Below are 26,464 nucleotides of genomic sequence, written 5' to 3' on the forward strand. Positions count from 1 at the left end.
CAGGGGTTTTTTCTCTTGAAATGAAAGCGATTTATTCACATGTAAACGTTATATATCCACAATTGTTAGAAAATTCTTTTTAAAATGAAGAGAATGTGTATAAATGTGATCTTTTATGTGGATATGTGATTAAAATACTGTGGATAAAGTGGATAACTTTAAAATATTTAAGAATAATCAAGATGTTATTGTGGGTATCATTGTGGATAAAGATTCTCACCTTAAAAAAAGAGCACCCGTTAGGGCACTCTTTATGCATCTGATAGATCTTCCCATTCCGCAAAAAGTGATTCCATCTCTTGATTGAGCGCATCATTTTCTGTTTGAATGGCTTGTACTTTCTCGTGATCTTGGAAAATAGCAGGATCACATAGAAGCTCTTCGTTTTCACCGAGCTTGTCTTCGATGACAGCGATACGCTCTTCAATTTCTCCAATTCGGCGCTGCTTTTGTCTTTCTTTCTTTTTGAGTTCTTTCTCTTCTGCATAGGAAAGTTTTGCTGTTTCTACTGGTTTTTCTGCTTGTTTTTTATGCGTCTCCTGAGTTTGGAGTGCTTCAAGCTCTAATTGTTCGTTTTTCTTTTCAAGATAATAGTCGTAGTCACCAAGGTATTCTTTTGTTTCATTTGGTGAAAGCTCAAGTACTTTTGTTGCCAAGCGATTGATAAAGTAACGGTCATGCGAAACAAACAAGATGGTGCCTGGATAATCAATTAGTGCATTCTCTAATATTTCCTTACTGTCTAAATCAAGATGGTTCGTCGGTTCATCGAGAATGAGGAAATTGGCTTTTTGGAGCATCAGCTTTGCCAGTGCAAGTCGTGCTTTTTCTCCACCGCTTAATGCATGTACAGGCTTTAAGACGTCATCACCTGAAAAAAGGAAGTTTCCTAAACAAGTCCGAATGTCTTTTTCAGTCATATGGGGATAATCATCCCAAAGTTCATTTAACACTTTTTTGGAGGATGTCAGCTTGTCTTGTTCCTGATCATAGTAGCCAATCGTCACATGAGAACCAAAGCTGATCTCGCCTTTTACTGGTTTTAACGTATCCGTTAAGGTTTTTAAAAGAGTTGATTTCCCGATACCGTTAGGACCGATGAGTGCCACGCTATCTTCACGTTTAATATGAAAAGAGAGTGAGGAGAGGAGCGGCGTTTTTTTATCGTAACTAATATCGAGATCATGCACCTTCAGCACGTCATTTCCGCTTTGCCTCATAATATCGAAATGGAAGTTTGCGGATTTTTCATCTCCTAACGGCTTATCTAAACGATCCATCCGTTCCAGCTGTTTCCGCCTGCTTTGAGCACGCTTTGTGGTGGAGGCTCTTGCTAAGTTGCGATCCACGAAATCTTGAAGCTTCGAAATTTCTTCTTGTTGTTTTTCATACAGCTTCATATCACGCTCTAGCTGCTCAGCTTTTTGGTCAAGATACTTACTATAGTTCCCAGCGAACTTTTTCATCGCTGTTCTTGACACTTCATATACATGGTTCACGACTTTGTCTAAGAAGTATCGGTCATGGGAAACGATGAGGATGGCTCCTGTATAATTTTGCAAATACTGCTCAAGCCATGATAAGGTATCAATATCTAGATGGTTGGTTGGCTCATCCAAAATCAAGAGTTCTGGTTTCATCAATAATAGCTTTCCAAGCGCTAGACGGGTTTTCTGACCGCCGCTTAAGGATTGGACGGTTGTATGGTCTTCAAAATGACTAAAGCCGAGTCCGTGTAAAATGGAGCGGACATCCGCTTCATATTGGTAGCCGCCTTGATCTTTAAATGCTTGCTGCAGCCTGTCATAGGTTTTCATTAGAGAATCTAATTCTGTTCCTGTGGAAGAAGCCATTTTCTCTTCTATGGTTCTCATCTCTTGTTCCATTTCTTTTAAATGATCGAAAACGGATAGTAGTTCGTCTTTTAGCGTACGTGTAGACGTCACATCTGTATGCTGTGCGAGATATCCAATGGATAGGTCTTTCGGTTTGATAATCTCACCTTGTTCGTAAGACATTTGACCGGCAATGATTTTTAAAAGCGTGGATTTTCCTGCACCGTTACGACCAACAATGGCAATACGATCCCTCGCTTTGACTTCCAATTTTATATTCGTTAAAACGGTATCAGCGCCAAACGATTTGGACAGCTGATTCACTTGTAGAATCATCATGTAACTTCACCTCTGCTATAATATGTTAAGTGTAGCTTATCAGCAGTAAACCGGCAAATCTTACATACGGCTGCCATGTTCAAATGAAAGACAGATAGGAAAAAATAGTGTATGATTTGAGTGAGGGAGCGTTGAAAGATGAGTCAATTTAGCCACTTTAACGAACAAGGAAGAGCAAAGATGGTCGACATTAGTGACAAATCGTCTACAGTGAGAACTGCCGTTGCTGTTTCAAGCGTTCGTATGATAAAAGAAGTATTTCATCAAATACAAAAGCATGACATTGGAAAAGGGGATGTACTATCTGTCGCACAGGTAGCTGGCATTATGGCAGCAAAGCAAACGTCCAGCATCATTCCAATGTGTCATCCGCTTGCATTAAAAGGTGTCGATATCTCCTTTGATTGGGAGGAAGACGGAAATGCGTACATTCTGAACATACAAGTACAGGTGAAAACAAAAGGAAGTACGGGTGTGGAGATGGAAGCGCTCACTTCTGCCTCAGTATGTGCACTGACCGTTTATGACATGTGCAAAGCAATAGACAAAGGGATGATCATCGGCCCGACCTATCTAGTAGAAAAAACAGGCGGGAAAAACGGTGATTTTCACAGAGCATCTGATATTTAAGTTGGAGGATCTTATATGAATATAGACCAGTCAAAAATTCCACAAGCGACAGCCAAACGTTTGCCGCTTTACTACCGTTTTTTAAAAAATCTGCATGCATCAGGAAAACAAAGGGTGTCATCGGCAGAGCTTAGTGATGCAGTCAAAGTGGATTCTGCCACCATTCGCCGAGATTTTTCTTACTTTGGTGCACTTGGGAAGAAAGGGTATGGCTATAATGTCGATTACCTCTTGACCTTCTTTAGAAAGACCCTTGACCAAGATGAAATGACGAATGTCATGCTCATCGGTGTCGGGAATTTAGGGACTGCTTTTTTACACTATAATTTCATTAAAAATAATAATACAAAAATTTCAATGGCTTTTGACGTCAATGAGAGTAAAATAGGAAGTGAGATAGGCGGCGTGCCTGTCTATGATTTGGATAAGCTTGAAGAGCATGTGCAAGAGGTAGGAGATATTCCTGTTGCGATTTTGACAGTGCCTGCCGTAGCAGCTCAATCCATTACAGATCGTTTGATTGCCCTTGGCATCAAAGGAATCCTTAACTTTACGCCGGCTCGATTGAATGTGCCGGAACACATTCGAATTCATCATATAGATTTGGCGGTTGAACTTCAGTCTCTTGTGTATTTCTTAAAGCATTACTCTGTTACACAGGAGGATTGACGAAAAGGGGTAAAGGGGGTGGAGCAAATGGGTCCGATCGGTCCTGGAAGTTTGGTTCTGATTGCGGTTGTTGCGCTCATTATTTTTGGGCCGAAAAAGCTTCCTGAATTAGGAAGAGCAGCAGGAGATACATTACGTGAATTTAAAAATGCCACAAAAGGTTTAGCTGATGATCAGGAAGAAAAAAAGAAAAAAGAAGATCAGTAGAATAGGATGAGCTTCATGAATGTCAAAGATATGCCGCTTATGGAGCATATTGTGGAACTGCGAAAACGTTTAGTGATCATTGCGATGTTTTTTGTCACCTTTATGGTGGCAGGTTTTTTTCTCGCTAAGCCGGTCATTGTGTATTTACAAAATACCGATGAAGCGGCCACACTGACATTGAACGCATTTAAGCTCACAGATCCACTGTACGTGTTTATGCAGTTCGCTTTTGTCATCGCTCTTGTTTTGACGTGTCCCGTGATTTTATACCAGCTTTGGGCGTTTGTGAGTCCTGGCTTATATGAAAAAGAAAGAAAGGTGACACTTGCTTATATTCCGATTGCACTGCTTTTATTTCTGAGCGGTGTGGCTTTCTCTTATTTTATTTTGTTTCCATTTGTCGTCGATTTTATGATACGGATGTCAAATGATTTACATGTGGAGCAAGTGATTGGGATTCATGAGTATTTTACATTTCTGATGCAGTTAACACTTCCATTTGGCTTTTTGTTTCAGATGCCTGTCGTGTTGATGTTTCTCACAAGACTTGGCATCATTACACCGATGTTTTTATCGAAAATACGGAAGTATGCCTATTTTGTCCTCCTTGTCATTGCCGCACTTATTACACCGCCAGAGCTCGTTTCTCACCTCATGGTTACCTTGCCAATGCTCGTTTTGTATGAAGTGAGTATTGTCATTTCAAGAGTGACCTATCGCAAAATGCAGCAAACAGAGACAGAGGAGAAAGAAAATGATGTTGTCTCATAAAAAAGCATCGTGATCCAAATAGGGATCACGATGCTTTTTCTATTGCGAAAGAAATTGATTGATTGCTTGAAAGAGATGCTCATAATAGGCAGGTTCATGCGGGACAAAATCATGTACACGGACCTCTCTCTTTTCCTCACGTCGCTTGCCGTCTGCATCCACTTCAAAGCCCTCGATTTTCATTTTTTTGCATTCTCTACTTAAAAGCTGCTGTGCATCCATCAGCCTTGCTCTATAAAGTCCAGCAACTTCTTCTTTCTGTAGATGGACATCCATGTGCTCTTTTTGATCCATATAAAGATACACATGGCAAAACTCACGATCGGTAAACGATGGCAGATGGATTTCATCTTTAATGACACCAGCAAAGGTAAGGTTCTCAAACGAGATGGAGAGACCAAGCTCTTCTTCGACTTCTCTGATGCCATCAGAAGGCTGTTCATCTGCGAGAAGGTGGCCTGCTGCTGTGATATCAAATAGAGAAGGGAAATCCTTTTTGGAGGGACTCCTCAGCTGAAAATAGAGAAACACTGTGTCATCTTCCTTTTTTAAAAGCCAGAAATGAAAGGTTTCATGCCAAAGGCCCTCAGCATGGATATCAGATCGAGCGGCTGTACCAATCGTTTCATGCTGATTGTTCATGATGTTCAGTTTTTCGTGTTCCATCAAAACATGACCTCCATAAAAAAACCATTTTCCAAACGGCGGAAAATGGTTTCTGCTTTATTTTTGCTGTTGTTTTTTCATTTTGACAGAAAAAGCAAACATTTTTAACGCGATATTAATATTATAGGCCGCAAACACCATCAGCAAAATGCTGTAAAATGACCACATGTCACCTGGATTTTGAATGGCCATATAGGTGAACGCCACACCTACGGCAAAATAAATAATGCCCCATACGACAGGGTTTCTCATGAGAAAAAGCCTCCAATAATCATTTGCATTGTTTGAGATTGTTCTTCAATCATTTTTCTTACTGGCTCAATCTGCACAAGGATAACGAGCGAATTCATCAGCATATGAGCACCGATTGGCACAATGATTCGTTTTGTTTTCGCATATAAAAAGGCAAATGTAAAGCCCATTGCGGTATAGAGCAAGATATGTGGGAAATCATTGTGTACAGCAGCAAAAACCACTGAACTGACAAGTGCGCCAATGAAAAAATTCGTTTTTTCATAAACGACACCAAAAATGATTTTTCGAAAAATGATTTCTTCTAATATCGGTCCAATCAGAGCGATGACGATGACAAGCCATGGAACTGCATCCATAATGGCTAAAATGTTTTGAGTATTTTCGGATTCTCGGCTAATGCCAAATGCATATTGTTCAATCGCCCCCGCAATGGATTGTGCAAAGAGGGAAAGAAAGAAACCGCCAATGATCCAAGCGATTGCCACGCCGACTGATGCCGGTGCTTCATTTCGAAGTGAAGCTTTTGGTACAGTCCGAAGGATGAGCAGAATAATGATTAGTCCAATACAGAAGCTGATGATTGTCCATGTTCCTGACAATTTGGAGAGCTCTGCTTGTGTCATCGGTGTCTGAATGTAACCTAACCACTTCATGATGAACACATACGGAAACGCAGAAACCTGCACCAATATATACGTTAAGATGATGTACCAATATTGTTTTTTCAAGTAACGAAAACCCCTTTACTAAAAGAACTAGATTTATTGTAACACAAGTCTTCTTTTTCGTTGAAAAGGAAAGAATTTGAGTTGAAAAAAGATCATGAAAGCGTAAAAATTTTTAAAGGTTTTTACTTGAAATTGCAGAAGACATTCTTTATTATAATAAATGTGTTAGCACTCGTTGATGATGAGTGCTAAAAAAGACTACATATAAAAATTGAGGAGGTTGTTTCTTATGTTAAAGCCATTAGGCGATCGCGTAATCATTGAACTCGTTGAATCTGAGGAAAAAACCGCTAGCGGTATTGTCTTACCGGATTCTGCAAAAGAAAAACCGCAAGAAGGTAAAATTGTTGCAGCAGGTTCAGGTCGTGTACTTGAAAGTGGTGAGCGCGTTGCGTTAGAAGTAAACACAGGCGACCGCATTATCTTCTCAAAATATGCAGGCACTGAAGTGAAATATGAAGGAAAAGAATATTTAATCCTTCGTGAAAGCGACATTTTAGCTGTCATTGGTTAATCACATAAACAAAGATTGAGATATATTTCTAAAAAGACTGAGGAGGTTTCGTTATTATGGCAAAAGATATTAAGTTCAGTGAAGAAGCACGTCGTGCGATGTTACGTGGTGTAGATGCACTTGCAGATGCTGTAAAAGTAACTTTAGGACCTAAAGGACGTAACGTGGTTCTTGAGAAAAAATTCGGTTCTCCACTTATCACAAATGATGGTGTAACGATTGCAAAAGAAATCGAATTAGAAGATGCATTTGAAAACATGGGTGCAAAACTTGTGGCTGAAGTTGCAAGCAAAACAAACGATGTAGCTGGTGACGGTACAACGACTGCAACAGTTCTAGCTCAAGCGATGATCCGTGAAGGTCTTAAAAACGTAACAGCTGGTGCAAACCCTGTTGGCGTTCGTAAAGGCATCGAAGAAGCAGTGAAAGTAGCACTTGAAGGCTTGCACGAGATTTCTAAACCAATCGAAGGTAAAGAATCAATTGCTCAAGTTGCGTCTATTTCTGCAGCAGATGAAGAAGTCGGCAGCCTCATTGCGGAAGCGATGGAGCGTGTAGGAAACGACGGCGTCATCACAATTGAAGAATCTAAAGGTTTCACAACTGAGCTTGAAGTGGTTGAAGGAATGCAGTTTGACCGTGGATACGCTTCACCATACATGGTCACTGATTCTGATAAGATGGAAGCGGTTCTTGAAAATCCTTACATCTTAATCACTGATAAAAAGATCACAAACATTCAAGAAATCCTTCCTGTACTTGAGCAAGTCGTACAACAAGGAAAACCATTATTGATCATTGCTGAAGATGTAGAAGGCGAAGCACTTGCAACACTTGTTGTGAACAAACTTCGTGGAACATTCAACGCAGTGGCAGTAAAAGCACCTGGATTCGGTGATCGTCGTAAAGCAATGCTTGAAGACATCTCTGTTCTAACTGGCGGAGAACTCATCACTGAAGACCTAGGACTTGACCTGAAATCAACTGAAATTGGTCAGCTTGGCCGTGCGTCTAAAGTGGTTGTTACAAAAGAAAACACAACCATCGTAGAAGGCTCAGGAGATTCTGCTCAAATCGCAGCACGCGTAAACCAAATCCGTGCGCAAGTAGAAGAAACAACTTCTGAATTCGATAAAGAAAAATTACAAGAACGTCTTGCAAAACTAGCTGGCGGCGTTGCTGTCATCAAAGTTGGTGCTGCAACTGAAACAGAACTAAAAGAACGTAAACTACGCATCGAGGATGCACTGAACTCAACTCGTGCAGCAGTTGAAGAAGGTATCGTATCTGGTGGTGGTACAGCACTTGTGAATGTATACAACAAAGTCGCTTCCATCGAAGCTGATGGTGACGTTCAAACAGGTGTCAACATCGTGCTACGTTCTCTTGAAGAGCCAATTCGTCAAATCGCTCACAACGCAGGTCTTGAAGGATCAGTCATCGTTGAGCGCTTGAAAAACGAAGAAATTGGCGTAGGCTTCAACGCAGCAACAAACGAATGGGTAAACATGATCGAAAAAGGAATCGTTGACCCAACAAAAGTCACTCGCTCTGCACTTCAAAACGCAGCTTCTGTAGCAGCTATGCTTCTTACAACTGAAGCAGTCGTAGCTGACAAACCAGAAGAAGGCGGCTCAGGCGGCGGAATGCCGGATATGGGCGGCATGGGTGGCATGGGTGGAATGATGTAACACCCCTCGAAAACCCCTTGAAATATAGGGGTTTTTGTTTTGTCTATTTTTTGGTTAAGAGCGTTAAATGAATTGAAACTTTCACCGCTTTACATCCGTTAACTAAAGAGACAGTGATTTTTTGGTTTTATCTAACATAAAGAGATGAGATGATTTTAAAAGAAAAGCGGTGATCATATGGGCTTTACGACTTGGGTGGCGATTATTGTTGCACTGGCTGTCGTGTTTGGATTGTTTGGATCGATGAGGCGTGATAAATAAGAGGTTGAACCCACTTCCAGAGAGGAAGTGGGCTTTTTATTGCATATACAATATTCATGAGCTATACTAATTTTTAAAATTTATGTAAATACAATAAAAAAGAGGCGTGATAAATGAGAGAAATTTTGCGGGAGATTGGCGTGATTGCTCGGGCGCTTGATTCAATTAGTAATATTGAATTTAAAGAGTATGATTTAACGAAGGGGCAGTATTTGTATCTTGTGCGTATTTGTGAGGAGCCTGGCATCATTCAGGAAAAACTAGCGGAGATGATCAAGGTAGACCGAACAACGGCGGCCCGGGCTATTCAAAAATTAGAGCTGCATGGTTTTATTCAGAAGAAAGATGACACAGTGAATAAAAAAATCAAGAAGCTGTTTCCAACTGAGAAAGGAAAAGCCGTCTATCCAATGATCAAACGAGAACATGATCATTCAAATCGGGTAGCGCTGGATGGATTTTCTGAAGAGGAAGCGGAACAGATTTATGAGTATCTTCTAAGGGTGCGAAAGAATATCGAAAAAGATTGGGAAGATGTGAAAAAAGGCAAAAAGAGAAGCTACTAATTAAATAAGGGGGGAAGGGAACATGCATGTACCATCATTTTTTCAAGTGAAAGATATGGAGAAAATCAAATCATTTATTCAATCTCATTCATTTGCTACAGTTGTGACGACAACGAATGAAAAGCCCATTGCGACACATATTCCAGTGAGTTTTCATCAAATTGGCGATTCGTATGTGATCTCAGGGCATATGGCGATTGGAAATCCTCAGTGGAAAACGTTTGAAGAAAATGAGAAGGTGCTCGTCATCTTTCAAGGGCCGCATGCTTACATATCCTCTTCATGGTATGAGAAAGAAGCCGTACCGACGTGGAATTATCAAGCTGTACATGTATATGGAAAGGCTGCACTGCTCGAAAAATCAGAACTGGTCAAGGAATTAACAGCGATGCTGGAGACATATGAAAGTCATAGAGATCAGCCAGTGTTATGGGATACGTTGTCTGAGGAACTGTTAGAGAAACAAATGAAAGGGATTGTGGGCTTCAAAATCATCATTGATGAAGTTCAAGCTGCTTTTAAGTTAAGCCAAAATCGCCATGAAAGAGATTATGCTCGCATTATTGAACAGCTGGAAGCAGAGGGTGAAGTGGAAATGGCGGCTGCGATGAAAAAAAGAGAAGAGAATATATGAAAAAGCACTCTGAAGAAAAAGAGTGCTTTTGTTGTTATCCTTTTATGTTTAAATATTCTTCAAGGGTTTTGCCGCTCTTATTTACTTTTTTCGCATTGGTTGATCCGAGGTATCTGAGGTGCCATGGTTCATATTGATAGCCTGTCACTTTTTCTTTACCTTTCGGATAACGGATGATAAAACCAAATTCATGGGCATGTTTGGCCAGCCATTTCGCTTCTTTTGTATTGGCAAAAGAATCTTCAGCCCAATGTTTTGAATTGGCACCGCCGATATCAAAAGCAAGGCCGGTTTGATGTTCGGAATAGCCTGGTCTTGCGCTAAATCGCTCTGCTTGTTTTTTGCCATGAGAGGCGACGTAATTGTTGTACAAGACACGCTGACGGTCGTATGAACGGAAGGTGCTAAAAGCGGTGAGTCGGATGTTTGCTTTTTTTGCTTTCGCGATCATAGCGTTTACTGCTTTTCTCGCTTGTTTGTTTTCTCCGGGATTGTATGAAGATGGGAGTCTATGTTTCTTATTAACAACCAATATCTCTTTTACATACGTACCTGGCGTTTTAGTGGAAGGAGCAGCATATGAAGCTGGTGAGCTTTTGCCTGCTTTTTTGATATATTGAGAGCTGACGTAACCCGTCTTTCCTTTATACTTTGTTTGAATCCATGAACCATTCTTTTTAAGATAAGGAATCCTTTTCCCTTTTGGAATGGTCAATATCACTGAATATTTTGTTCCAGGTCCCTTGCGAAGATGAACATTCGCTGTTGTCACGTATTTCGGTGCGGCTGCTTTTGCGACTGGTGTCGCATGAGTCATGTGTAAAAAGGGCAGCTGGACAGGAAAGATTCCAAGCCCAAGTACGAGAACCACACTGACAATAATTCCTTTGATCCACGGGTATTTCATCTTCATTTCTCTCATCCCTTTCAATCTACTAACATACATATATTGAGATAGATTGAAATAAAGTGCAATGGTTTTTTTATGTCAATTGAGATTGAATCATATCATTTGGTTCTTTTTTTGTTTAAAATTACATAAAAAAATCCACTATTTCCATAAAAAATCAGATGAATTCCTTATAATAAAAGTATCTGAGAACGGGGAGTGAGTCGAGATGGACCAAAACGTGCTGCAAATGGATCAAGACAGATCAGAGAATGAATTCGCGGTTCTTAATATATCTTCTAAAGAGATTGGTGCTCTATCAAAGGGAGTAGCGGAGCAGATTTTACAAACGGGAGATACGGACCGTATTCATCAGCTGATGTACGTTCCGATTGAAAAGAAAGAAGATTTGAATTGGCTGATCCAATGTGTTGGGGAGGCGCTAAAGAATGAAGTTGGTGATGACGTTGCACTAGAAGTAGCTGATTTGCTCTATTTCTTTGTCATTCCGTATTATGGGAAGTATATGTTGAAAGATCGTCATTTGTATGAGGATATCGATCATTTGCTGGTACGATTAGCATCTAGAGCTCACTCGGATATTGACACGCTGATTGATATCATAAGAGAAGATTTAAATGAAAATATACAATAAAAGAAGCTTATAGAGCGACCCTCTACAAGCTTTTTTATATCAACTTTATTCAGCAGGAACTGTTTTGACAGGCTCTTTTCTAAACACACCCATGCATCCTGCGATGATGATTAATACAGCTGGAAGGATAAAGAACACAAAAATAGAAATAATACCGCCTACAGCAGAAACTAATAATAAAATGCCACCAAGCTTTGCTTTTTTCTTCACGATAACAGATGCCACAATCGCAAGAATAGAGAAAAGCATCGCTGACCAGCCTAATCCTGTGAATTGACTCGTACCTGATTCATTAAATGCGGCATCTAGTCCTCCAAAAGCAAGTGCAAACATTGCACCGAAAAATCCCAAAATACCTCCAATTAAGCCTAAAACAAATTCTGTCGTTCTTTTCATGATACTTTCCTCCGATATGTAAATAAGAATTATTGGTACTTAAGAACCAACACAATCTTACTCATCGGCATTCTTTTCACAATATTAATAGTTTTGTTAAAAAAAACAAGAAAATCCATAAAGAATTTTCTTGTCCAATTACTGGGCTCTCTCCCAGGTAATCTTTGTTTCATTTGTTGTTTTCTTTCCTTTTGCCAGTACTTTTCCGTTTTCTTGTTTCACGGTGATGTTTAGGTCATAAAAGGAGTAGAGGGCGCCGAGGCTGTCATTTTCCGGTTTATGCAGGCTGTTTTCCTTTTCAGTGGATGCACCAATAGCTAGTGTTTTGGCAAAGTTCAAACCAATGACTTCAGCGTAATCACTATTGGTCTCAGATGAAGCCGTCACGTTTAAGGAAATGACTTTTTTCTTTTGATCAACGGTGATCGCTGTGTCTTTTACGAGCTTAGACTGCTCCATGACCTCTTTCGTTTCATTTTGAATGCGTTCATTAATCGTTGGAAGTGCCGTAGATTCTGTTTTTTCTTCTTTTGCCGTATTTGAGCAAGCTGCTAGGATAGAGAAGGTTGCAACAAGACTCATGAAAACAAGTAGACTTTTTCTCACGTTCTTTCTCCTTTGTTCTTCAAAGTATGTATGCTTATGTTACCACGAATCGATGTTTTGATTAAAAGAGAAGTGTTGATAAGCTGTGAACAATCAAAAGCACCCAAAGGTGGGTGCTCATGTTTTATTGTGCTGAAAGGGTTGTACTAAGTGGGATAGACGAAATGACCGTGAATTTTGGAGTCGAAGCACCTGATTCTAGATTTTTGCGTAAAAGAGATGATTTGACGGTGCCGTCCCATTTTTTATAGACACTTCCAGATGTATTTGCACGAAGCTGTACATTAGAGAAACTTGCTTGCGAGTAGCTGTTTGTTCCATTATCTTGTACGCCATGTACCATTTTGACGACATCGAGGTCTTTCAGACGACTAGGATTGAAAACAGGCTGTTTATAACGCAGTTTTCCGTTGACGTATAGTGACACTGTGCCATCACCGTTGTTGATGAGCTTTAAGTTGACACGTGCACCATCTTTAATACTTGAATCGTATTCGCTGTTCCAATATTGACTGCCGCCTTGGGAGCCGCTGCCTAAAAAGACCTTATAGCCAGAAGATGTTTTTGAAATTCCGCTCTCAACAACGGCAGAACCGAGACCAAGATACCAGTCAGCATAACCATTTTTAATGGTGGCTGTTTTTGGCAGCACAATATCAGCCGAGATACCTGACCATTTGGCTTCATCCGTTTGTGTCACGATGGCGCCGTGACGAGGACCAGCCGCAGAGGCGGGAATACTTGAAAACATCAAAACGAAGGTCAAACTTACACTCAAAACGATGAACCACTTTTTCATGAAAATTCCTCCTTATCTTTGATTCATTTCTATTATATAAAACGAAAGGGAGGGATCTACTGACAATGTTCTGGCTGTTTTTGGTGAAATTTATGAACAAAATCGGTCATTAAGTGGTCAACTTGTATTCGAATTGTAATGTGACTGTAAAATAACTGGGTGCATCTTCATGTATAATAGGGTCAGAAACCAAATACGGAGGATTTTTTAATGAATAAAAAGCTTATCGCGACAATCGTAACAGTAGCTAGTTTATTTTTAGCGTTTAGTTTCTCACATGGAGCAAGTGCAAAAAAAGTAAGCGGCAATATTACTTGGTATAATGGTGTTGGTAAAAAAGGCGCAGATGGAAAAAAACTCGGTCATTGGGATGCAGCAACAAAAATGGGATTTGACGTACCGAAAAAAGGTACAAAACTAAGAGTGACAACAAAAGCGAAACCACATAAAGTGATTACAGTATATAAATATGATGTAGGTAGAATGCCAAACGCAGTATTAGACGTAAGTCCGAAAGCATTCAAAGCACTTGGGTATTCAACAAGTAAAGGTGTCGTCAAAGGGCATTACACTTATTAATACATAGGCATGCAAAGAAGCGGGAAAAGTTCATTTTCTGGCTTCTTTTCTTGTGGAGAGGGTCTGAAAGTCAATGAAAAAATCAACATGGTGGATCATCACAGTAATTGGAGTCGCAGTGATTGCGGCCGTTATTTTCTTCATGATGAAGCCTGGGCAAGAGGCGAAACAGGAAGGAAATGTGAAAACAAATCAAGATGCAAAAGACGAATTGCTTGTTTCTTTTACGGATCAAAAGTTAAACAATACTTATTACTTGCATGACAAGGCGCTTCATACAGAAAAACTGACAGCATATCCTTCAATTGCTTATGATCAGGCGAAACAGCTTTTATACTACACGTATACAGATGAAGACACACAAAAAGTAAGTATACGGGAATTGAATGTGAAAACGGATAAAGAAAAAACGCTCTTTACGAGTGACGATTCAATCGACAGTATGAGACTTTCTGGTGACGGAAAACAGTTATATCTAAGGTATAACAAGGATTCAGGTGAGCAATTTTATATAGCGTCTTTTGATTTGAAAACACAGAAAGTGAAAGTGTTATATCCAGAAAAAAGTGATGATGATACGGTGAGTTCTTTTGCTTATGATCCAGCATCAAATCTGTTGGCCATTCAGCATTATTCGTTAAAAGAGGATTATAAAAAGACGGATGAGGCAAATGAAAAAGGAATGGATCCTGAACCAACGACCATGAAGATTACCCTTCAAACAGGTGAGAAGGGTAAGCGAATTGCACGTATTTCTCAAACCATCAATGATATTTCTTTTTCACCAGATCATAAAAAACTCATTTATACAGAAGTGAAGGTTCGAAATGAAAAAGAAGTATCATCTATTAAGGTGATGGATGTAGATACAGGAAAAACGAAGACACTCGTTAAAAACAGCCAAGATGTGCGTATTTTAAGTGCTGCCCAGCCGCAATTTTCTGCGGATGGTACATCTGTTTATTTCTTAGGTGTTGCAAAGAACGCAAAGGAATTAAAGGATGACACAGGACGAAAGGCGAAGGTCAGAACCATTTTTGAATATGATATTAAGAAGAAAACAGTAGAAACCGCTTGGGAGAAAGAAGGCGGGATTGTTAACAATTTCACTGTCAATTGGTAAAAGATGCGCGTTCAGTTATTTCATATAACTGGACGTTTTTTTATTTTGTAATGGGATGTGTCGGTGAAAAATGCAGATTTGTGAAATGAAAATCACTTTTTAAATAAGGAAATGAGTGGTATTTTGATATTTTGCTGCTGTGACAGAATCAGCGTAAGAGAGTAAAGTAAGTGGAAATAAAAAAACGAGAGGACAGAAGACTTCTCGTTTTCTCTTAATTATTTATTGTTTTCATCTAGTAAGTTTTGAAAAATAAACAAGGCATTAATGGAATGAGGGAATCCTGCAACCTTTGTACAGTGCTTAATGATCTCCATAATCTCTATAACAGAGAGCCCGATATGTAATGCTTGTACAAAATGAGCTTTTAACTCTTCATCACAATCACCTTTTGCAATGAGAGCCGATAATGTGCTGATGGCCTTCTGTTTTTCATCTAATATGAAGTGATTGAATTCTTTTTGTTCACCGAGTTCAATTGTTAGTTGTTCAATGTTTGATCGAATGCTCTCGTTTTCATGAATTGAAAGCTTCTCCCTGTTACCTGCCACTGTTTCTTGCTTGACCTGGCAAGTCTCTTTTTCTTCATTCAAATTGAACTCCTCCGTTTTTTATGACGATTTTCTATTTGTTCGTGCATGGTTTCTTAAGTGCCTTTTGATAGAGGTAATGGGTATATAGTAGTATTATCGGTTTACTTCATCAACTTTTTAAGTGTGGAATGTTCAAATAAATGCCATTCATGTGATACATTGTTCGTTTTTTCTCATGGAGATTGAAAAGAAAATAGAGGGCTAATAAATAAAAGCTGTTAGCCCTTTTTCATATTACGCAATTAACAGAGAGGAGGTTTCATATTTACTAAATGATATCCATCGGCCGCATCATGTCATAATCCTCGTGTTCTAAAATGTGACAATGCCACACATATCGTCCGCTATATGGGACAAACCGAGCGATGATGCGAATGACTTCACCGGCATGCGCCTGAATTGTATCCTTGTAGCCTTGTTCATGCAAAGGAGGCGCTTCATTTGGTCCCGTGTACACGATTTCACCTGTCGATTGATAGATGTCTGTATCGAATGGTCTTCTATCAATCACTCGAAATTGAACAAGATGTAAATGAATAGGGTGTGTACCTCTTGTTGGATTGACGATGTTCCACACCTCTACACTGCCAAGTCGAGGATTTTCTGTGACAGGATCATTCCAAAACTGGTTATCTAGTAATAAAATCGGGCGCCCATATTTATCTTGTGTGCCAGTAAGGGTCAGCGTTCGCTCGTTATCAGCTCGGCTCGGCCGGAGCGGTGGCAGTGGTTTGAAGATCGGACGTAATGTTTTAGCTGCTCTTCCTTTGAGCGGACGAGTGACTTTAAATTGCATAATGTTCGCATCTGTTTCTGGATTGACTTCCTGACCGCAGCCTGCCGTATTTTTTAAAACAATCGTTTTGTTTTCGTAAGCTGAGAAGTCGATGATGACATCAAAACGTTCAGCAGGTGCAATGCTAAAAGATTGGTGATGAACAGGTCTTGGCAAAAAGCCGCCATCAGATCCAATTTGTAAGATTGTGGCGTCGTTATCTAGATGAAGCTCGTAAGTTCTTGTATTGGACGCGTTTAAGATACGAAAACGATATTTTCGCGGCTCTACTTCTAAATATGGCCATACTTTTCCATTGACTAAAATCGTTTCCCCGCAAAAAAATGGCACGATGGAGGGATCTGGAAGGTCACTATCTTCTGGTGTGTTATTTGGTCTACTTGGGTAAAACAGTGCGCCATCCTCCTGAAACGTCCGGTCCATGATCATTAAAGGGATATCATATTCATCTTTTGGTAATTCGAGCGATTTTTCAAATGCATCTGAGATCAAATAAAAGCCAGCTAATCCGGCGTATACATTTAATCGTGTCAATGCCATGGCATGATCGTGATACCACAATGTGCATGCTTGCTGGTGATTAGGGTATTCGTAAACCTCTCGTTCAAAGAAGGGGCCGGTCGCTTCAAAGTCTCGCGAAAACCAAGCCTCTGGATAACCGTCACTGCTTGCAGGTGTCACGCCCCCATGCAGGTGAACGACTGTTTTGACTTCGGGTTCATCATGATGTCCAGCGTGAATGGTATGATCGACAGGCAGGAAGTGTTTCAGCGGCAATTTGTTCATCCATTTCACTTTGACCTTTTCATTTCGATTCGCTTTAATGGTTGGACCAGGCAAACTGCCATTATAGGTCCATAGCTTGGTTGGGGGCAGATCTCTATGAACTTTTAGGAACACCTCCTCCATAGCGATTTCATAATATGTTTGTCTTGGGTTTTTTTTGACGGGCTCTGCGACTTCTGGAATTGGCAGCTCGTCAACAAACTTTTCTAGGTTCATGTTGACTAATCCTCACTTAAAATCAATTTGATACATTATAAGTGCGGACATCCAAATAGGTGAATAAAATAAAAAAACCCGCTTTTCAGCGGGAGAATTAAGGGTGTTTATTTTCAAGCGCTGCACTTGCAGGCACTTTTTTATTTGGTTTAAAGATGAAGTAGGCGGCTAGTACACTGATGGTAATGATGCTTGTCAGTATGAGCTGAGGTCTCATCGATTCGATAAACAGCATAGAGGCCAAGATGGCGCAGATGACCAAAATGGTAAAGTACGTAAGGTATGGGAACAGCCACATTTTGATTTTGAGTTGTTCTGGATTTTCTTTTTCAATTTTACGACGCATTCTTAATTGTGAAACGGCAATGACCAAGTAGACAAGAAGTGCAATGGCACCAGAGGCATTGACTAGAAATAGAAAGATGGTTTCAGGGTAAAAGTAGTTCATCATGACGGCAATATAGGAAAAGAAGGTACCAGCGACTGTAGCTGCTACAGGGACACCGCGTTTGCTGATTTTCATAAAACGTTTTGGTGCTTCGCCTCTTTCTGCTAATGAATAAAGCATTCTGGACGTTGTGTATAGGCCGGAGTTTAAACAAGAAAGAACGGCTGTTAAAACAATGACGTTCATGACTTGAGCGGCTGATGGGACACCGATGTATTCTAATACTGCAACGAACGGACTTGTTAAAATATTCGCTGAATTCCATGGGAGTAACGTGACAACGACAGCGATCGATCCGACGTAGAAAACAATAATACGCCATACAACTGAACGAGTAGCTGTTGTCACAGATTTGACAGGGTCTGCTGATTCACCTGCGGCAATTGCCACAATCTCGGTTCCCATGAATGAAAAGATGACAACGACAATCCCGAGGAGCACAGAGCCGAACCCGTTTGGAAGGAAACCGCCATTCCCCGTTAAATTGGCAAGACCTGCAGTATGATGACCGCCAAAACCAAAGATAAATGCAAAACCAATGAGTAGGAATAGAATAATGCTGACGACTTTAATCAATGAAAACCAATATTCAAATTCGCCAAAAGATTTAACAGAAAAGATATTTGTCAAAGTTAAGAGGATTGTGAGGATAAGACTTGTGAGCCAAACAGGTGCATCTCCATACCAATATTGAATAATGGCAGCACCGGCAATGGCTTCAATGGCGATGACGATGACCCAGAAGAACCAGTAAAGCCAGCCGATTGTAAAGCCAGCCCACGGGCCGATGGCGTCGCTCGCATATTGTGAGAAAGAGCCGCTTGTCGGATAGGCACATGCCATTTCTCCAAGCATTCTCATAATAAAGATGACCAGAAGTCCGGCAAATGAATAGGAAAGAATCGATCCAGGCCCTGCCGAATGAATGACGGCACCACTACCAACAAATAGCCCTGCCCCAATGACCCCGGCAATGGAGATCATTGAAATATGTCTTGTCTTAAGGTTTTTTTGAAGACCGTTTGTCATGTTGGACATTTCTTTACCTCCAAACATTTCTCTTTTATTCGAGAGTTTGTTTTTAGAATATTTTAAATTTTATCATACTGAATTGTCATTCAGCATTGGACAGGTTATCAAACTGACATTTCAAACCTCTTAACATGATGTTAAAAAGTATAAAGGATTTGAGAGATTATGTTCCCTCATTTTCCTCTGCCCATTCTTAAAAATAGCATAAGAAGGAAGAAAGAAAAGTTGTGTTTTAAAATAAAACTATTCTGACAATTGTATGGTAGAGTGATTTTGTTCTTTTTCATTTTTCGGGGTGGTTTTGAAAAACATTGATGGGAGTAGGTCTTGAGGTCAATTGACCTTATAAAAATAAGTTTGCTTAGGTCAACACATTTCTATGTATCCTATTTTGCTGATTCAAGCGAATCATGTTGCTGTAGACCCACACGGGCTTGGCTTTGTAAGATAAATATAGAAAAGTAATGTGTGAGGAGGCGCTGTTCGGTATGGAGCGCTACAACGAATTAAGACAAGGTGAAACAGGTGCTTGGGTCAGCATTATAGCCTATGTGATCTTATCTGCTGTCAAACTGATCATTGGGTATGTGTTTCATTCAGAAGCCCTTTCCGCAGATGGCTTGAATAATACGACAGATATCATTGCTTCGCTTGCCGTATTAATTGGGCTGCGTATTTCTCAGAAGCCACCTGATGAGGATCATCCATACGGTCATTTTAGAGCTGAAAATATTGCGTCACTTGTGGCTTCCTTTATTATGATGCTTGTCGGGCTTCAGGTTTTGCTGAGTGCAGGCCAGTCGCTTTTCTCATCAGAGCATCAAACGCCTGATATGATTGCAGCTTGGACGGCAGCAGGAAGTGCTGTTGTGATGTATGGCGTGTATATGTATAACCGTAAACTGTCTAAACGAATTAATAGCCAGGCGCTATATGCGGCAGCGGCTGATAATAAATCAGATGCTTATGTGAGTATCGGGACGTTTGTCGGAATTATCGCCTCTCAATTTCAGCTGGCGTGGGTTGATACGCTTGCTGCGTTTGTGATTGGCTTAATTATCTGTAAAACGGCGTGGGAGATTTTCAGAGATGCGTCTCATTCGTTAACGGACGGTTTTCATATAAAAGATATGTCTAAATATAAAGAGACGATTGAAGCGACACCAGGAGTGGGCGATTTGAAAGACATTAAAGCTCGTTATCTTGGAAGCACCGTCCATGTGGATGTGGTCGTTGAAGTAGAACCGCATTTAAACATCGCAGAAAGCCATGATATTGCAGATGAAATTGAACGCAGAATGAAGCAGGAACATGATATTCTACACTCTCATGTTCATATGGAACCAGCAAGTGAACCTAAAGAGGAGCAGAAGTCTTTTCCATCGTGAGAAGGCTTCTTTTTTCTACGTGTTGATGTTTCATGCAAATGCGTGTTGTATGGTAAAGTTAGACTATATGAAAATTGACGGAAACGTGATAGGAGGATCAGGATGGCATTTGATGAACCGATGCATTCAGATTTACAAAAAATCGTAGATAACATCAATAAAGTGATGGTGGGGAAAAAAGATATTGCGATATTAAGCCTTGTTGCGATTTTGGCGAAGGGGCATGTGTTATTAGAGGATGTGCCTGGCGTTGGGAAGACCATGATGGTTCGTGCTCTGGCAAAATCCATTGGCTGTGAGTTTAAGCGAATCCAATTTACGCCTGACCTTTTGCCTTCAGATGTAACAGGTGTGTCGATTTATAATAAAAAGACAAACGAGTTTGAATTTAGACAAGGACCGATTATGGGGCAGATTATTTTGGCTGATGAAATCAACCGAACCTCTCCTAAAACACAATCAGCCCTTCTTGAAGCGATGGAAGAAGGCAGTGTCACAGTGGACGGAGAAACGATGCCGCTGGCAGATCCTTTCTTTGTGATGGCTACGCAAAATCCAGTGGAGTATGAGGGAACCTATCCACTTCCAGAAGCGCAAATGGACCGCTTCTTATTTAAGCTACAGATGGGGTATCCAACCATGCTGGAGGAGCTTGAGGTGCTGAATTTGCAGGAGAAACAATCGCCAATTGACACGCTTCAGGCAGTCATGACAAAAGATCATATCCATGCTTTACAGCAAGCGGTTCAGACCGTACATGTGGATGCATCGATTAAAGAATATATTGTCGAAATCGCCCAAGCGACGCGAAATCATCCGTCTGTCTATTTAGGCGTGAGCCCAAGGGGTTCAATTGCATTGATGAAAGCGGCTCAGGCGTATGCGCTGTTGAACAGGCGGGATTATGTGATTCCTGATGATGTACAGTATTTGGCGCCTTACACATTGCCGCATCGCATGATTTTGACATCAGAAGCAACGTATGAAGGGAAGAAGGCGGAGACACTGTTGCGACAGATGATTGAGCATATTGGCGTACCAGTTCAAAAGTCGATGACTCAATGAAGTCACGTGACCGTTTCGCTTTTTCACTATGGTTACGGGTGTTTATGCTCTTTCTCCTCACGGCAGCAGCCTTTTGCTATGCCATGTTTCAGGGCGGCTTTGTGAGCTGGTTCCTTTTTTATGCATTTTCACCATATGCTTTGTATGCTTTGCTGTTTGCCCTTGTTCCACTTCGTGCAACAGCCAAAAGGACATTACAGCATACCCGGTTAAAGGCAGGGGAAGTGCTGTCTGTTGACCTTGAAATCAAGCGGACGAATTTATTTCCGTACGTGTACGCCATACTTGAGGATGAACCGCCGGATACCTTCCATTTACAGGAACAGATTGAAATGAAGCGAATGATCTTTCCATGGTTTCGGAAAACGTGGCGATTTTCGTATCAATTCAATGACATCATGCGGGGAGAGCATCAGTTGACGGCGGTTAGAATCAAAACGGGTGATATGTTTGGGTTTGTGGAAAAAGAAGTGATTCTTCCACTAGAGAAAACATTGCTTGTGTATCCTAAAATGTTGGATATTCCTGTTGAATCTGCTGCATCGGTGAATGAAAATGGAGGCAAAGCGGTGCACTCTTGGTTAAATGAACCGACAAATGTGACGACAGGTGTGCGTGAATACCAGCAAGGAGACCGTTTCGCTTGGGTGGACTGGAAGACAACAGCTAGAAGAGGTCAGCTTATGACGAAGGAGTTTGAACAGAATCAGACAAAGGATTTGGTGGTGTTTGCTGATTTTACAGATGAAGCCGCTTTTGAAACGATTGTGTCTATGGCCGCATCGGTTCTGCAAACGGCTATGAAAAAAGGGGTGCCGGTAGGCCTTGTCCCGCTTGGCGATCAGCACTTATTTCGAGTGGATCAAGGAGAGTGGCACTTACAGGACATGCTCTACTATTTAACAAAGGTGCAGTATCAGCCTTCTCGTTCACCTGATTATCAATCATTAACAGCGAGTGAGCACCAGCAGACAGGAAAGTATGTGGTGACAGGTCATCTGCAAGAAGAGCTTGCTGCCATTTTACTTGGGAATCGAAACAGAAAGAACATCACCGTTCTTTTAGTGAAGAGAGCCGTTGATCGATTGACGGCAAAAGAAAAACAGCTTGTGGACCGGCTTAAAGCTTCTGGGATACACACGACCCTTTTATTTGAGGACCGGCTGCATGAAAGAACTGTGAGGTGACAAACATTTATGCTGCATATGCATCAGCGGCAAAGCCGTTTTGAGTTGTTCATCTATTATGCTGTCGCATTTCTGCTGCTTTGGGAGTGGCTTCGTCCGCTTCAAGATTTTACAGAGACGAGTCATACGTCTTATTTCATCATTTTTATAGGGCTTACGTGTTTGTTTACGTTCTTTCGATTGAAGTGGTATGTGACGTTTCCTATTTGTGCTGGATTGATCTTGCTCGCATTATATTTGATTTTTTATCAATCAGAGCCAAGTTATCTGCCTGCGCTGTTTGCTGATATTCAAGATAATATTTCTTTGATGAGCATGGGCATGTGGAGTGACATGTATCCGTCTTTCCGCACATTGTTGTTCTATATTTTGCTTTGGCTGCTTGTTTATTTGCTTCATTATTGGGTTGTGTATCAGCAGCGTATCTTTTTCTTTTTACTGATGACGATTGTATATGTCACGATTCTTGATACGTTTACGCCTTATGATGCGACTTTTGCAATCGTTCGAATTATGGTATTTGGCTTTTGTTTGCTTGGCCTGCTCTATTTCGACCGGCTTCGTTCGGCTGAAGGTGTGCGGGTGTCACAGAAAGCGCGTTTCAATTGGTTCTTACCCATGCTGGCGCTTGTCCTTGTATCAGCATCACTCGGTGCTTCTTTGCCAAAATCTGATCCGAAATGGCCTGACCCTGTCCCGTTTTTTAAAGCGGTCACGAATCAAGATGGTTCCGCCGGGCAGAATAAGGTGGGATATAGTGCGGATGATTCGTCGCTTGGGGGACCGTTTAGTGAGGACCGTACACCGGTATTTAAATGGAGCGGAAAAGAGCCGTCTTATTTTCGTGTAGAAACAAAAAGTATTTACACGGGGAAAGGCTGGGAGGATGCTTCAAATGATACGAAACCTACTCGGTTAAAAGGGAATGATGTGCCGAACCGGTGGTTTACCAATCGCGTGAAAACAGAGGAGCATGAAACGAGAGTCGATATGGAATCAAATTATCGATTTAATCATGCTGTTTATCCGATTGGTACGGTTATGCTGACGCCAATGGAAAACATTCCACTGCAAATGATGGGCAAAACGGAGAAAATTGTCCCGTCTACTCAAAACCCGCCCAAAAATTTAGGGAACTATCGAGTCAGCTTCTTATCACCTACATTTATCCTAGAGGACTTACAGCGAATCAAAGTGCCAACCAAGAAGCAAGTGAATCAGCAGGTCGGACGTGAATACTTGCAGCTCCCATCCTCGCTGCCAGAGCGTGTGAAAACATTGGCGAACAGCTTAACGGAAACGAAGGATAATATGTATGATAAAGCAAAAGCGATTGAGGATTATTTAGGATCTGCGAAGTTTTCATATGAAACCCAAAATGTCGCTGTACCTGGGCGTAACGAAGACTATGTGGATCAGTTCTTATTTGATACGATGATTGGCTATTGTGATAACTTTTCAACCTCGATGATTGTCATGCTTCGCTCGATTGGAATTCCGGCGAGATGGGTGAAAGGATATACGTCTGGTCAGTTATATGAAACACAGATGGATGGAAACAATGTGTATGAAGTGACCAATAACAATGCCCATTCATGGGTAGAGGTGTATTTTCCAAACCGTGGTTGGGTGACTTTTGAACCGACAAAAGGGTTCACGAACCCAGAGACATTTACGAATGAAACCACGGCTAACAACGACCAAGCAGATGATCAAGAGGATGAAAAAGATCAGCCCGCATCTGATGAACAAGAAAACGAGCAGACACAGCAGCCGCAGCAACAAGAACCAGAACAGGCGGCAAAACAAGAGGAACAAGCAGCTAAAGCAAAGCCAAGTATGGTTCATGTTGGTTCAATCTTGGGCTACGCAGCAGGTGTGATTGTCTTTCTTGGTTTCATAGGCTGGATGCTTTACCGGTTCAGAGCAAGGTGGCTGCCAATCTTTATTGTGAGAAAGGTAAAACGTCTGCCAGATGAGGAAGCTTTTTTCTACGCGTATGCTGCTCTATTAAAACAGCTAAGGCGCAGAGGGATCGAGAAAAAGCCAGGCATGACGCTAAGAGAATTTGCTTCTTTGATCGATGACAAGGAAGGGAATCATCACATGTCTGAACTAACGCAGTTCTATGAGCGGGCGCTCTACAGGCGAGAAGATGCGTCGGCGCTTTGGCGGCAGTCGGTGAAGTTATGGGAAAATTTAATAAACAGGAGATAGTCTTGACCCCGTACCTTCCTGTTGTTAGAATAGGTGAATATTAAAACCTTCTAAAATACATGAAATTGAAGCGTTCGGATGTGAGTCTGGGCGCTTCAAAAGCGTGATTTACACTGAGAGCAGGTTTTCTCCTCTCATTTTTTCTGTGCGTTTATAAAAACTATATTGGACATAGAGGTGACACCATGACAAATTTAGTAAATGAAATGATTTTGGTTCTCGATTTCGGTAGTCAGTACAATCAGCTGATCACTCGCCGTATTCGTGAATTTGGTGTGTACAGTGAGCTTCATCCGCACACTTTAACTGCTGAAGAAATTAAAGAAATGGCGCCGAAAGGAATCATCCTTTCTGGTGGACCAAACAGTGTATATGATGAAGGATCTTTCCGCTGTGACGAAAAGATTTTTGATCTAGGCATTCCGGTTCTAGGCATTTGCTACGGCATGCAGCTGATGACTCACTATTTAGGCGGGAAAGTAGAAGCGGCTAGCCAGCGTGAATATGGGAAAGCAGACATCCATATTAACGGAACACCTGCTTTATTCAAAGACCTTCCAACGGATCAAGTCGTTTGGATGAGCCATGGTGACCTTGTCGTTGAAGTACCAGAAGGCTTTACAGTTGATGCAACAAGTGCACATTGTCCAAACTCAGCGATGAGCTTAGCTGAGAAGAATTTCTATGGCGTTCAGTTCCACCCAGAGGTACGTCACTCTGAGTACGGAAATGATCTATTGAAGAACTTTGTCTTCGGCGTATGTGACTGCGATGGCAAATGGTCAATGGAGAACTTCATTGAAATCGAAATGCAGAAAATCCGTCAAACAGTAGGCGACAAACAAGTATTGTGCGCACTAAGCGGCGGTGTAGATTCATCTGTTGTGGCTGTATTGATCCACAAAGCCATCGGCGATCAGCTGACATGTATTTTCGTTGACCACGGTCTTCTTCGCAAAGGCGAAGCAGAAGGGGTAATGAAAACATTTAGCGAAGGTTTCAACATGAACGTGATTAAAGTAGATGCGAAAGATCGCTTCTTAAACAAGCTAAAAGGTGTGTCTGATCCTGAGCAAAAACGTAAAATCATCGGTAACGAATTCATCTATGTATTCGATGACGAGGCGGACAAGCTAAAAGGAATCGACTACTTAGCACAAGGAACTCTTTACACAGACATCATTGAGAGTGGAACTGCAACGGCACAAACAATCAAATCTCACCACAACGTAGGCGGTCTTCCAGAAGACATGCAGTTTGAATTGATTGAGCCACTCAATACACTATTCAAGGATGAAGTCCGTGCTCTAGGGTCAGAGCTAGGTATTCCAGACGACATCGTATGGAGACAGCCATTCCCAGGTCCAGGACTAGGAATCCGTGTACTAGGTGAAATTTCTGAAGAAAAACTAGAAATCGTCCGTGAATCTGATGCGATTCTACGAGAAGAAATTGCCAACTTCGGCCTTGAGCGCGACATCTGGCAATACTTCACAGTCCTCCCAGACATCCGCAGCGTAGGTGTCATGGGCGACGCAAGAACATACGATTACACTATCGGTATCCGTGCTGTTACGTCTATTGATGGTATGACGAGTGACTGGGCAAGAATCCCTTGGGATGTACTTGAGAAGATCTCGACTCGTATCGTGAATGAAGTGAAGCATATTAACCGCGTGGTGTATGATATTACGAGTAAGCCGCCTGCTACGATTGAGTGGGAATGAAATATATAATTGATTTGGTGTGTTAATGTTGATTTATAAGGGTTTGAGTTGTTTAGAAATGACGAAAAACACTCTAAAATGATATGGTTCCCCACCAAAAACCCCACCAAAGGGGAGAGAAAAGCCAATTCCTTTTTATGAGGACTTGGCTTTTTTGTGTGCATCTTTATTTATTAAAACATCTAATTATTTAACA

The 26,464-nt window shown here is 41.1% G+C and carries 27 protein-coding genes; 16 read left to right on the top strand and 11 right to left on the bottom strand.

The genetic code is table 11. From position 1 onward, the window contains the following. Positions 1-251: 251 nt before the first annotated feature. On the bottom strand, positions 252-2,174 hold the full coding sequence (locus tag NST01_RS02960) for an ABC-F family ATP-binding cassette domain-containing protein (protein WP_341041457.1): 1,923 nt from the start codon (positions 2,172-2,174) through the stop codon (positions 252-254). A 138-nt stretch (positions 2,175-2,312) separates the two neighbouring features. Here NST01_RS02960 and moaC point away from each other — a divergent pair, with 138 nt between their 5' ends. From moaC to tatC, 4 genes are read left to right on the top strand one after another with little or no spacing between them, the layout of a single operon-like run. Continuing rightward, a complete protein-coding gene (gene moaC / locus NST01_RS02965; RefSeq protein WP_026050052.1) occupies positions 2,313-2,804 on the top strand; it encodes a cyclic pyranopterin monophosphate synthase MoaC in 492 nt (163 codons plus the stop codon). 15 nt (positions 2,805-2,819) lie between these two features. Next, positions 2,820-3,473, top strand: coding sequence for a redox-sensing transcriptional repressor Rex (locus NST01_RS02970; protein WP_008355687.1), 654 nt, complete (start codon positions 2,820-2,822; stop codon positions 3,471-3,473). Positions 3,474-3,500: 27 nt separating this feature from the next. Beyond that, positions 3,501-3,680 carry a twin-arginine translocase TatA/TatE family subunit gene (locus NST01_RS02975; RefSeq protein WP_008344374.1) on the top strand — a complete coding sequence of 60 codons (180 nt, stop codon included), beginning with the start codon at positions 3,501-3,503 and terminating at the stop codon, positions 3,678-3,680. 6 nt (positions 3,681-3,686) lie between these two features. Continuing rightward, positions 3,687-4,451, top strand: coding sequence for a twin-arginine translocase subunit TatC (gene tatC / locus NST01_RS02980; RefSeq protein ID WP_096881072.1), 765 nt, complete (start codon positions 3,687-3,689; stop codon positions 4,449-4,451). A 39-nt stretch (positions 4,452-4,490) separates the two neighbouring features. Here the strand turns inward: tatC and NST01_RS02985 are convergent, their stop codons facing one another. From NST01_RS02985 to NST01_RS02995, 3 genes are read right to left on the bottom strand one after another with little or no spacing between them, the layout of a single operon-like run. After that, entirely contained in the window at positions 4,491-5,117 is a 627-nt protein-coding gene (locus tag NST01_RS02985) for an NUDIX hydrolase (protein ID WP_341041459.1), read from the bottom strand. A 57-nt stretch (positions 5,118-5,174) separates the two neighbouring features. Beyond that, complete coding sequence (locus tag NST01_RS02990; RefSeq protein ID WP_017366710.1) at positions 5,175-5,369, bottom strand: YdiK family protein; 195 nt, start codon at positions 5,367-5,369, stop codon at positions 5,175-5,177. After that, positions 5,366-6,100, bottom strand: a complete 735-nt coding sequence (locus NST01_RS02995) for a CPBP family intramembrane glutamic endopeptidase (protein WP_046342812.1) — start codon at positions 6,098-6,100, stop codon at positions 5,366-5,368. Before NST01_RS02995 ends, NST01_RS02990 begins: the two co-directional genes overlap by 4 nt. Positions 6,101-6,329: 229 nt before the next feature. On the opposite strand from NST01_RS02995, the gene groES reads away from it, so the two are divergent. The 4 genes from groES to NST01_RS03015 all read left to right on the top strand — a co-directional run bounded on the left by groES (position 6,330) and on the right by NST01_RS03015 (position 9,766). Then, complete coding sequence (groES, locus tag NST01_RS03000) at positions 6,330-6,614, top strand: co-chaperone GroES (protein WP_003214120.1); 285 nt, start codon at positions 6,330-6,332, stop codon at positions 6,612-6,614. A 56-nt stretch (positions 6,615-6,670) separates the two neighbouring features. Further along, entirely contained in the window at positions 6,671-8,305 is a 1,635-nt protein-coding gene (gene groL, locus NST01_RS03005; protein ID WP_007496015.1) for a chaperonin GroEL, read from the top strand. A 374-nt stretch (positions 8,306-8,679) separates the two neighbouring features. After that, positions 8,680-9,132, top strand: coding sequence for a MarR family winged helix-turn-helix transcriptional regulator (locus NST01_RS03010; protein ID WP_326115347.1), 453 nt, complete (start codon positions 8,680-8,682; stop codon positions 9,130-9,132). 22 nt (positions 9,133-9,154) lie between these two features. Beyond that, positions 9,155-9,766 (top strand): FMN-binding negative transcriptional regulator, encoded by a 612-nt coding sequence (locus tag NST01_RS03015; protein WP_035391498.1) that lies wholly within the window; start codon positions 9,155-9,157, stop codon positions 9,764-9,766. A 34-nt stretch (positions 9,767-9,800) separates the two neighbouring features. Here NST01_RS03015 and NST01_RS03020 read toward each other — a convergent pair whose 3' ends face one another. Beyond that, a complete protein-coding gene (locus tag NST01_RS03020) occupies positions 9,801-10,679 on the bottom strand; it encodes a D-alanyl-D-alanine carboxypeptidase family protein (RefSeq protein WP_341041465.1) in 879 nt (292 codons plus the stop codon). A gap of 205 nt (positions 10,680-10,884) precedes the next feature. On the opposite strand from NST01_RS03020, the gene NST01_RS03025 reads away from it, so the two are divergent. Beyond that, complete coding sequence (locus NST01_RS03025; protein ID WP_025206833.1) at positions 10,885-11,310, top strand: hypothetical protein; 426 nt, start codon at positions 10,885-10,887, stop codon at positions 11,308-11,310. Positions 11,311-11,355: 45 nt separating this feature from the next. Here NST01_RS03025 and NST01_RS03030 read toward each other — a convergent pair whose 3' ends face one another. The 3 genes from NST01_RS03030 to NST01_RS03040 form a co-directional block, all read right to left on the bottom strand. Further along, positions 11,356-11,706 carry a DUF4064 domain-containing protein gene (locus NST01_RS03030; protein ID WP_017366717.1) on the bottom strand — a complete coding sequence of 117 codons (351 nt, stop codon included), beginning with the start codon at positions 11,704-11,706 and terminating at the stop codon, positions 11,356-11,358. 138 nt (positions 11,707-11,844) lie between these two features. Further along, positions 11,845-12,312 (bottom strand): hypothetical protein, encoded by a 468-nt coding sequence (locus NST01_RS03035; protein ID WP_326115343.1) that lies wholly within the window; start codon positions 12,310-12,312, stop codon positions 11,845-11,847. 124 nt (positions 12,313-12,436) lie between these two features. Next, complete coding sequence (locus tag NST01_RS03040) at positions 12,437-13,111, bottom strand: hypothetical protein (protein WP_326115341.1); 675 nt, start codon at positions 13,109-13,111, stop codon at positions 12,437-12,439. A gap of 210 nt (positions 13,112-13,321) precedes the next feature. Between NST01_RS03040 and NST01_RS03045 the strand changes: the two genes are divergently transcribed. Both NST01_RS03045 and NST01_RS03050 read left to right on the top strand, forming a co-directional pair. Continuing rightward, complete coding sequence (locus NST01_RS03045) at positions 13,322-13,690, top strand: RlpA-like double-psi beta-barrel domain-containing protein (RefSeq protein WP_008344356.1); 369 nt, start codon at positions 13,322-13,324, stop codon at positions 13,688-13,690. 73 nt (positions 13,691-13,763) lie between these two features. Beyond that, positions 13,764-14,813: a hypothetical protein gene (locus NST01_RS03050; protein ID WP_341041467.1), complete on the top strand. Its 1,050-nt coding sequence runs from the start codon at positions 13,764-13,766 to the stop codon at positions 14,811-14,813. A gap of 218 nt (positions 14,814-15,031) precedes the next feature. Here NST01_RS03050 and NST01_RS03055 read toward each other — a convergent pair whose 3' ends face one another. The 3 genes from NST01_RS03055 to gabP all read right to left on the bottom strand — a co-directional run bounded on the left by NST01_RS03055 (position 15,032) and on the right by gabP (position 18,690). Continuing rightward, positions 15,032-15,406, bottom strand: a complete 375-nt coding sequence (locus NST01_RS03055) for a carboxymuconolactone decarboxylase family protein (protein ID WP_007496965.1) — start codon at positions 15,404-15,406, stop codon at positions 15,032-15,034. A gap of 268 nt (positions 15,407-15,674) precedes the next feature. Continuing rightward, positions 15,675-17,204: a multicopper oxidase family protein gene (locus NST01_RS03060; RefSeq protein ID WP_046526945.1), complete on the bottom strand. Its 1,530-nt coding sequence runs from the start codon at positions 17,202-17,204 to the stop codon at positions 15,675-15,677. 97 nt (positions 17,205-17,301) lie between these two features. Next, complete coding sequence (gene gabP, locus NST01_RS03065; RefSeq protein ID WP_017359846.1) at positions 17,302-18,690, bottom strand: GABA permease; 1,389 nt, start codon at positions 18,688-18,690, stop codon at positions 17,302-17,304. Positions 18,691-19,172: 482 nt separating this feature from the next. On the opposite strand from gabP, the gene NST01_RS03070 reads away from it, so the two are divergent. From NST01_RS03070 to guaA, 5 genes are all read left to right on the top strand, one after another. After that, complete coding sequence (locus NST01_RS03070) at positions 19,173-20,072, top strand: cation diffusion facilitator family transporter (protein WP_008344349.1); 900 nt, start codon at positions 19,173-19,175, stop codon at positions 20,070-20,072. A 102-nt stretch (positions 20,073-20,174) separates the two neighbouring features. Then, entirely contained in the window at positions 20,175-21,137 is a 963-nt protein-coding gene (locus tag NST01_RS03075) for an AAA family ATPase (RefSeq protein ID WP_017366721.1), read from the top strand. After that, a complete protein-coding gene (locus NST01_RS03080; protein WP_250026880.1) occupies positions 21,134-22,324 on the top strand; it encodes a DUF58 domain-containing protein in 1,191 nt (396 codons plus the stop codon). Before NST01_RS03075 ends, NST01_RS03080 begins: the two co-directional genes overlap by 4 nt. 9 nt (positions 22,325-22,333) lie before the next feature. After that, on the top strand, positions 22,334-24,541 hold the full coding sequence (locus NST01_RS03085; protein WP_341041469.1) for a transglutaminase TgpA family protein: 2,208 nt from the start codon (positions 22,334-22,336) through the stop codon (positions 24,539-24,541). Between the two features lie 185 nt (positions 24,542-24,726). Beyond that, positions 24,727-26,268, top strand: coding sequence for a glutamine-hydrolyzing GMP synthase (gene guaA / locus NST01_RS03090; RefSeq protein ID WP_008344342.1), 1,542 nt, complete (start codon positions 24,727-24,729; stop codon positions 26,266-26,268). The last annotated feature ends 196 nt before the right edge of the window (positions 26,269-26,464 follow it).

Source organism: Bacillus sp. FSL R7-0166 (assembly GCF_038008935.1).
Taxonomy (GTDB): Bacteria; Bacillota; Bacilli; order Bacillales; family Bacillaceae; genus Bacillus; species Bacillus altitudinis.

Excerpts from the sequence above, each read along its gene's own strand:
- NST01_RS03075 (WP_017366721.1), top strand. The coding sequence starts at position 20,175 with ATGGCATTTGATGAACCGATGCATTCAGATTTACAAAAAATCGTAGAT.
- NST01_RS03080 (WP_250026880.1), top strand. The coding sequence starts at position 21,134 with ATGAAGTCACGTGACCGTTTCGCTTTTTCACTATGGTTACGGGTGTTT.
- NST01_RS02960 (WP_341041457.1), bottom strand. The coding sequence starts at position 2,174 with ATGATGATTCTACAAGTGAATCAGCTGTCCAAATCGTTTGGCGCTGAT.
- NST01_RS02990 (WP_017366710.1), bottom strand. The coding sequence starts at position 5,369 with ATGAGAAACCCTGTCGTATGGGGCATTATTTATTTTGCCGTAGGTGTG.
- tatC (WP_096881072.1), top strand. The coding sequence starts at position 3,687 with ATGAGCTTCATGAATGTCAAAGATATGCCGCTTATGGAGCATATTGTG.
- NST01_RS02975 (WP_008344374.1), top strand. The coding sequence starts at position 3,501 with ATGGGTCCGATCGGTCCTGGAAGTTTGGTTCTGATTGCGGTTGTTGCG.
- NST01_RS03085 (WP_341041469.1), top strand. The coding sequence starts at position 22,334 with ATGCTGCATATGCATCAGCGGCAAAGCCGTTTTGAGTTGTTCATCTAT.
- gabP (WP_017359846.1), bottom strand. The coding sequence starts at position 18,690 with ATGTCCAACATGACAAACGGTCTTCAAAAAAACCTTAAGACAAGACAT.
- NST01_RS03045 (WP_008344356.1), top strand. The coding sequence starts at position 13,322 with ATGAATAAAAAGCTTATCGCGACAATCGTAACAGTAGCTAGTTTATTT.
- NST01_RS03040 (WP_326115341.1), bottom strand. The coding sequence starts at position 13,111 with ATGAAAAAGTGGTTCATCGTTTTGAGTGTAAGTTTGACCTTCGTTTTG.
- NST01_RS03015 (WP_035391498.1), top strand. The coding sequence starts at position 9,155 with ATGCATGTACCATCATTTTTTCAAGTGAAAGATATGGAGAAAATCAAA.
- groES (WP_003214120.1), top strand. The coding sequence starts at position 6,330 with ATGTTAAAGCCATTAGGCGATCGCGTAATCATTGAACTCGTTGAATCT.
- NST01_RS03070 (WP_008344349.1), top strand. The coding sequence starts at position 19,173 with ATGGAGCGCTACAACGAATTAAGACAAGGTGAAACAGGTGCTTGGGTC.
- guaA (WP_008344342.1), top strand. The coding sequence starts at position 24,727 with ATGACAAATTTAGTAAATGAAATGATTTTGGTTCTCGATTTCGGTAGT.
- groL (WP_007496015.1), top strand. The coding sequence starts at position 6,671 with ATGGCAAAAGATATTAAGTTCAGTGAAGAAGCACGTCGTGCGATGTTA.
- NST01_RS03030 (WP_017366717.1), bottom strand. The coding sequence starts at position 11,706 with ATGAAAAGAACGACAGAATTTGTTTTAGGCTTAATTGGAGGTATTTTG.
- NST01_RS03020 (WP_341041465.1), bottom strand. The coding sequence starts at position 10,679 with ATGAAGATGAAATACCCGTGGATCAAAGGAATTATTGTCAGTGTGGTT.
- NST01_RS02970 (WP_008355687.1), top strand. The coding sequence starts at position 2,820 with ATGAATATAGACCAGTCAAAAATTCCACAAGCGACAGCCAAACGTTTG.
- NST01_RS02985 (WP_341041459.1), bottom strand. The coding sequence starts at position 5,117 with ATGGAACACGAAAAACTGAACATCATGAACAATCAGCATGAAACGATT.
- NST01_RS03050 (WP_341041467.1), top strand. The coding sequence starts at position 13,764 with ATGAAAAAATCAACATGGTGGATCATCACAGTAATTGGAGTCGCAGTG.
- moaC (WP_026050052.1), top strand. The coding sequence starts at position 2,313 with ATGAGTCAATTTAGCCACTTTAACGAACAAGGAAGAGCAAAGATGGTC.
- NST01_RS03025 (WP_025206833.1), top strand. The coding sequence starts at position 10,885 with ATGGACCAAAACGTGCTGCAAATGGATCAAGACAGATCAGAGAATGAA.
- NST01_RS03010 (WP_326115347.1), top strand. The coding sequence starts at position 8,680 with ATGAGAGAAATTTTGCGGGAGATTGGCGTGATTGCTCGGGCGCTTGAT.
- NST01_RS03060 (WP_046526945.1), bottom strand. The coding sequence starts at position 17,204 with ATGAACCTAGAAAAGTTTGTTGACGAGCTGCCAATTCCAGAAGTCGCA.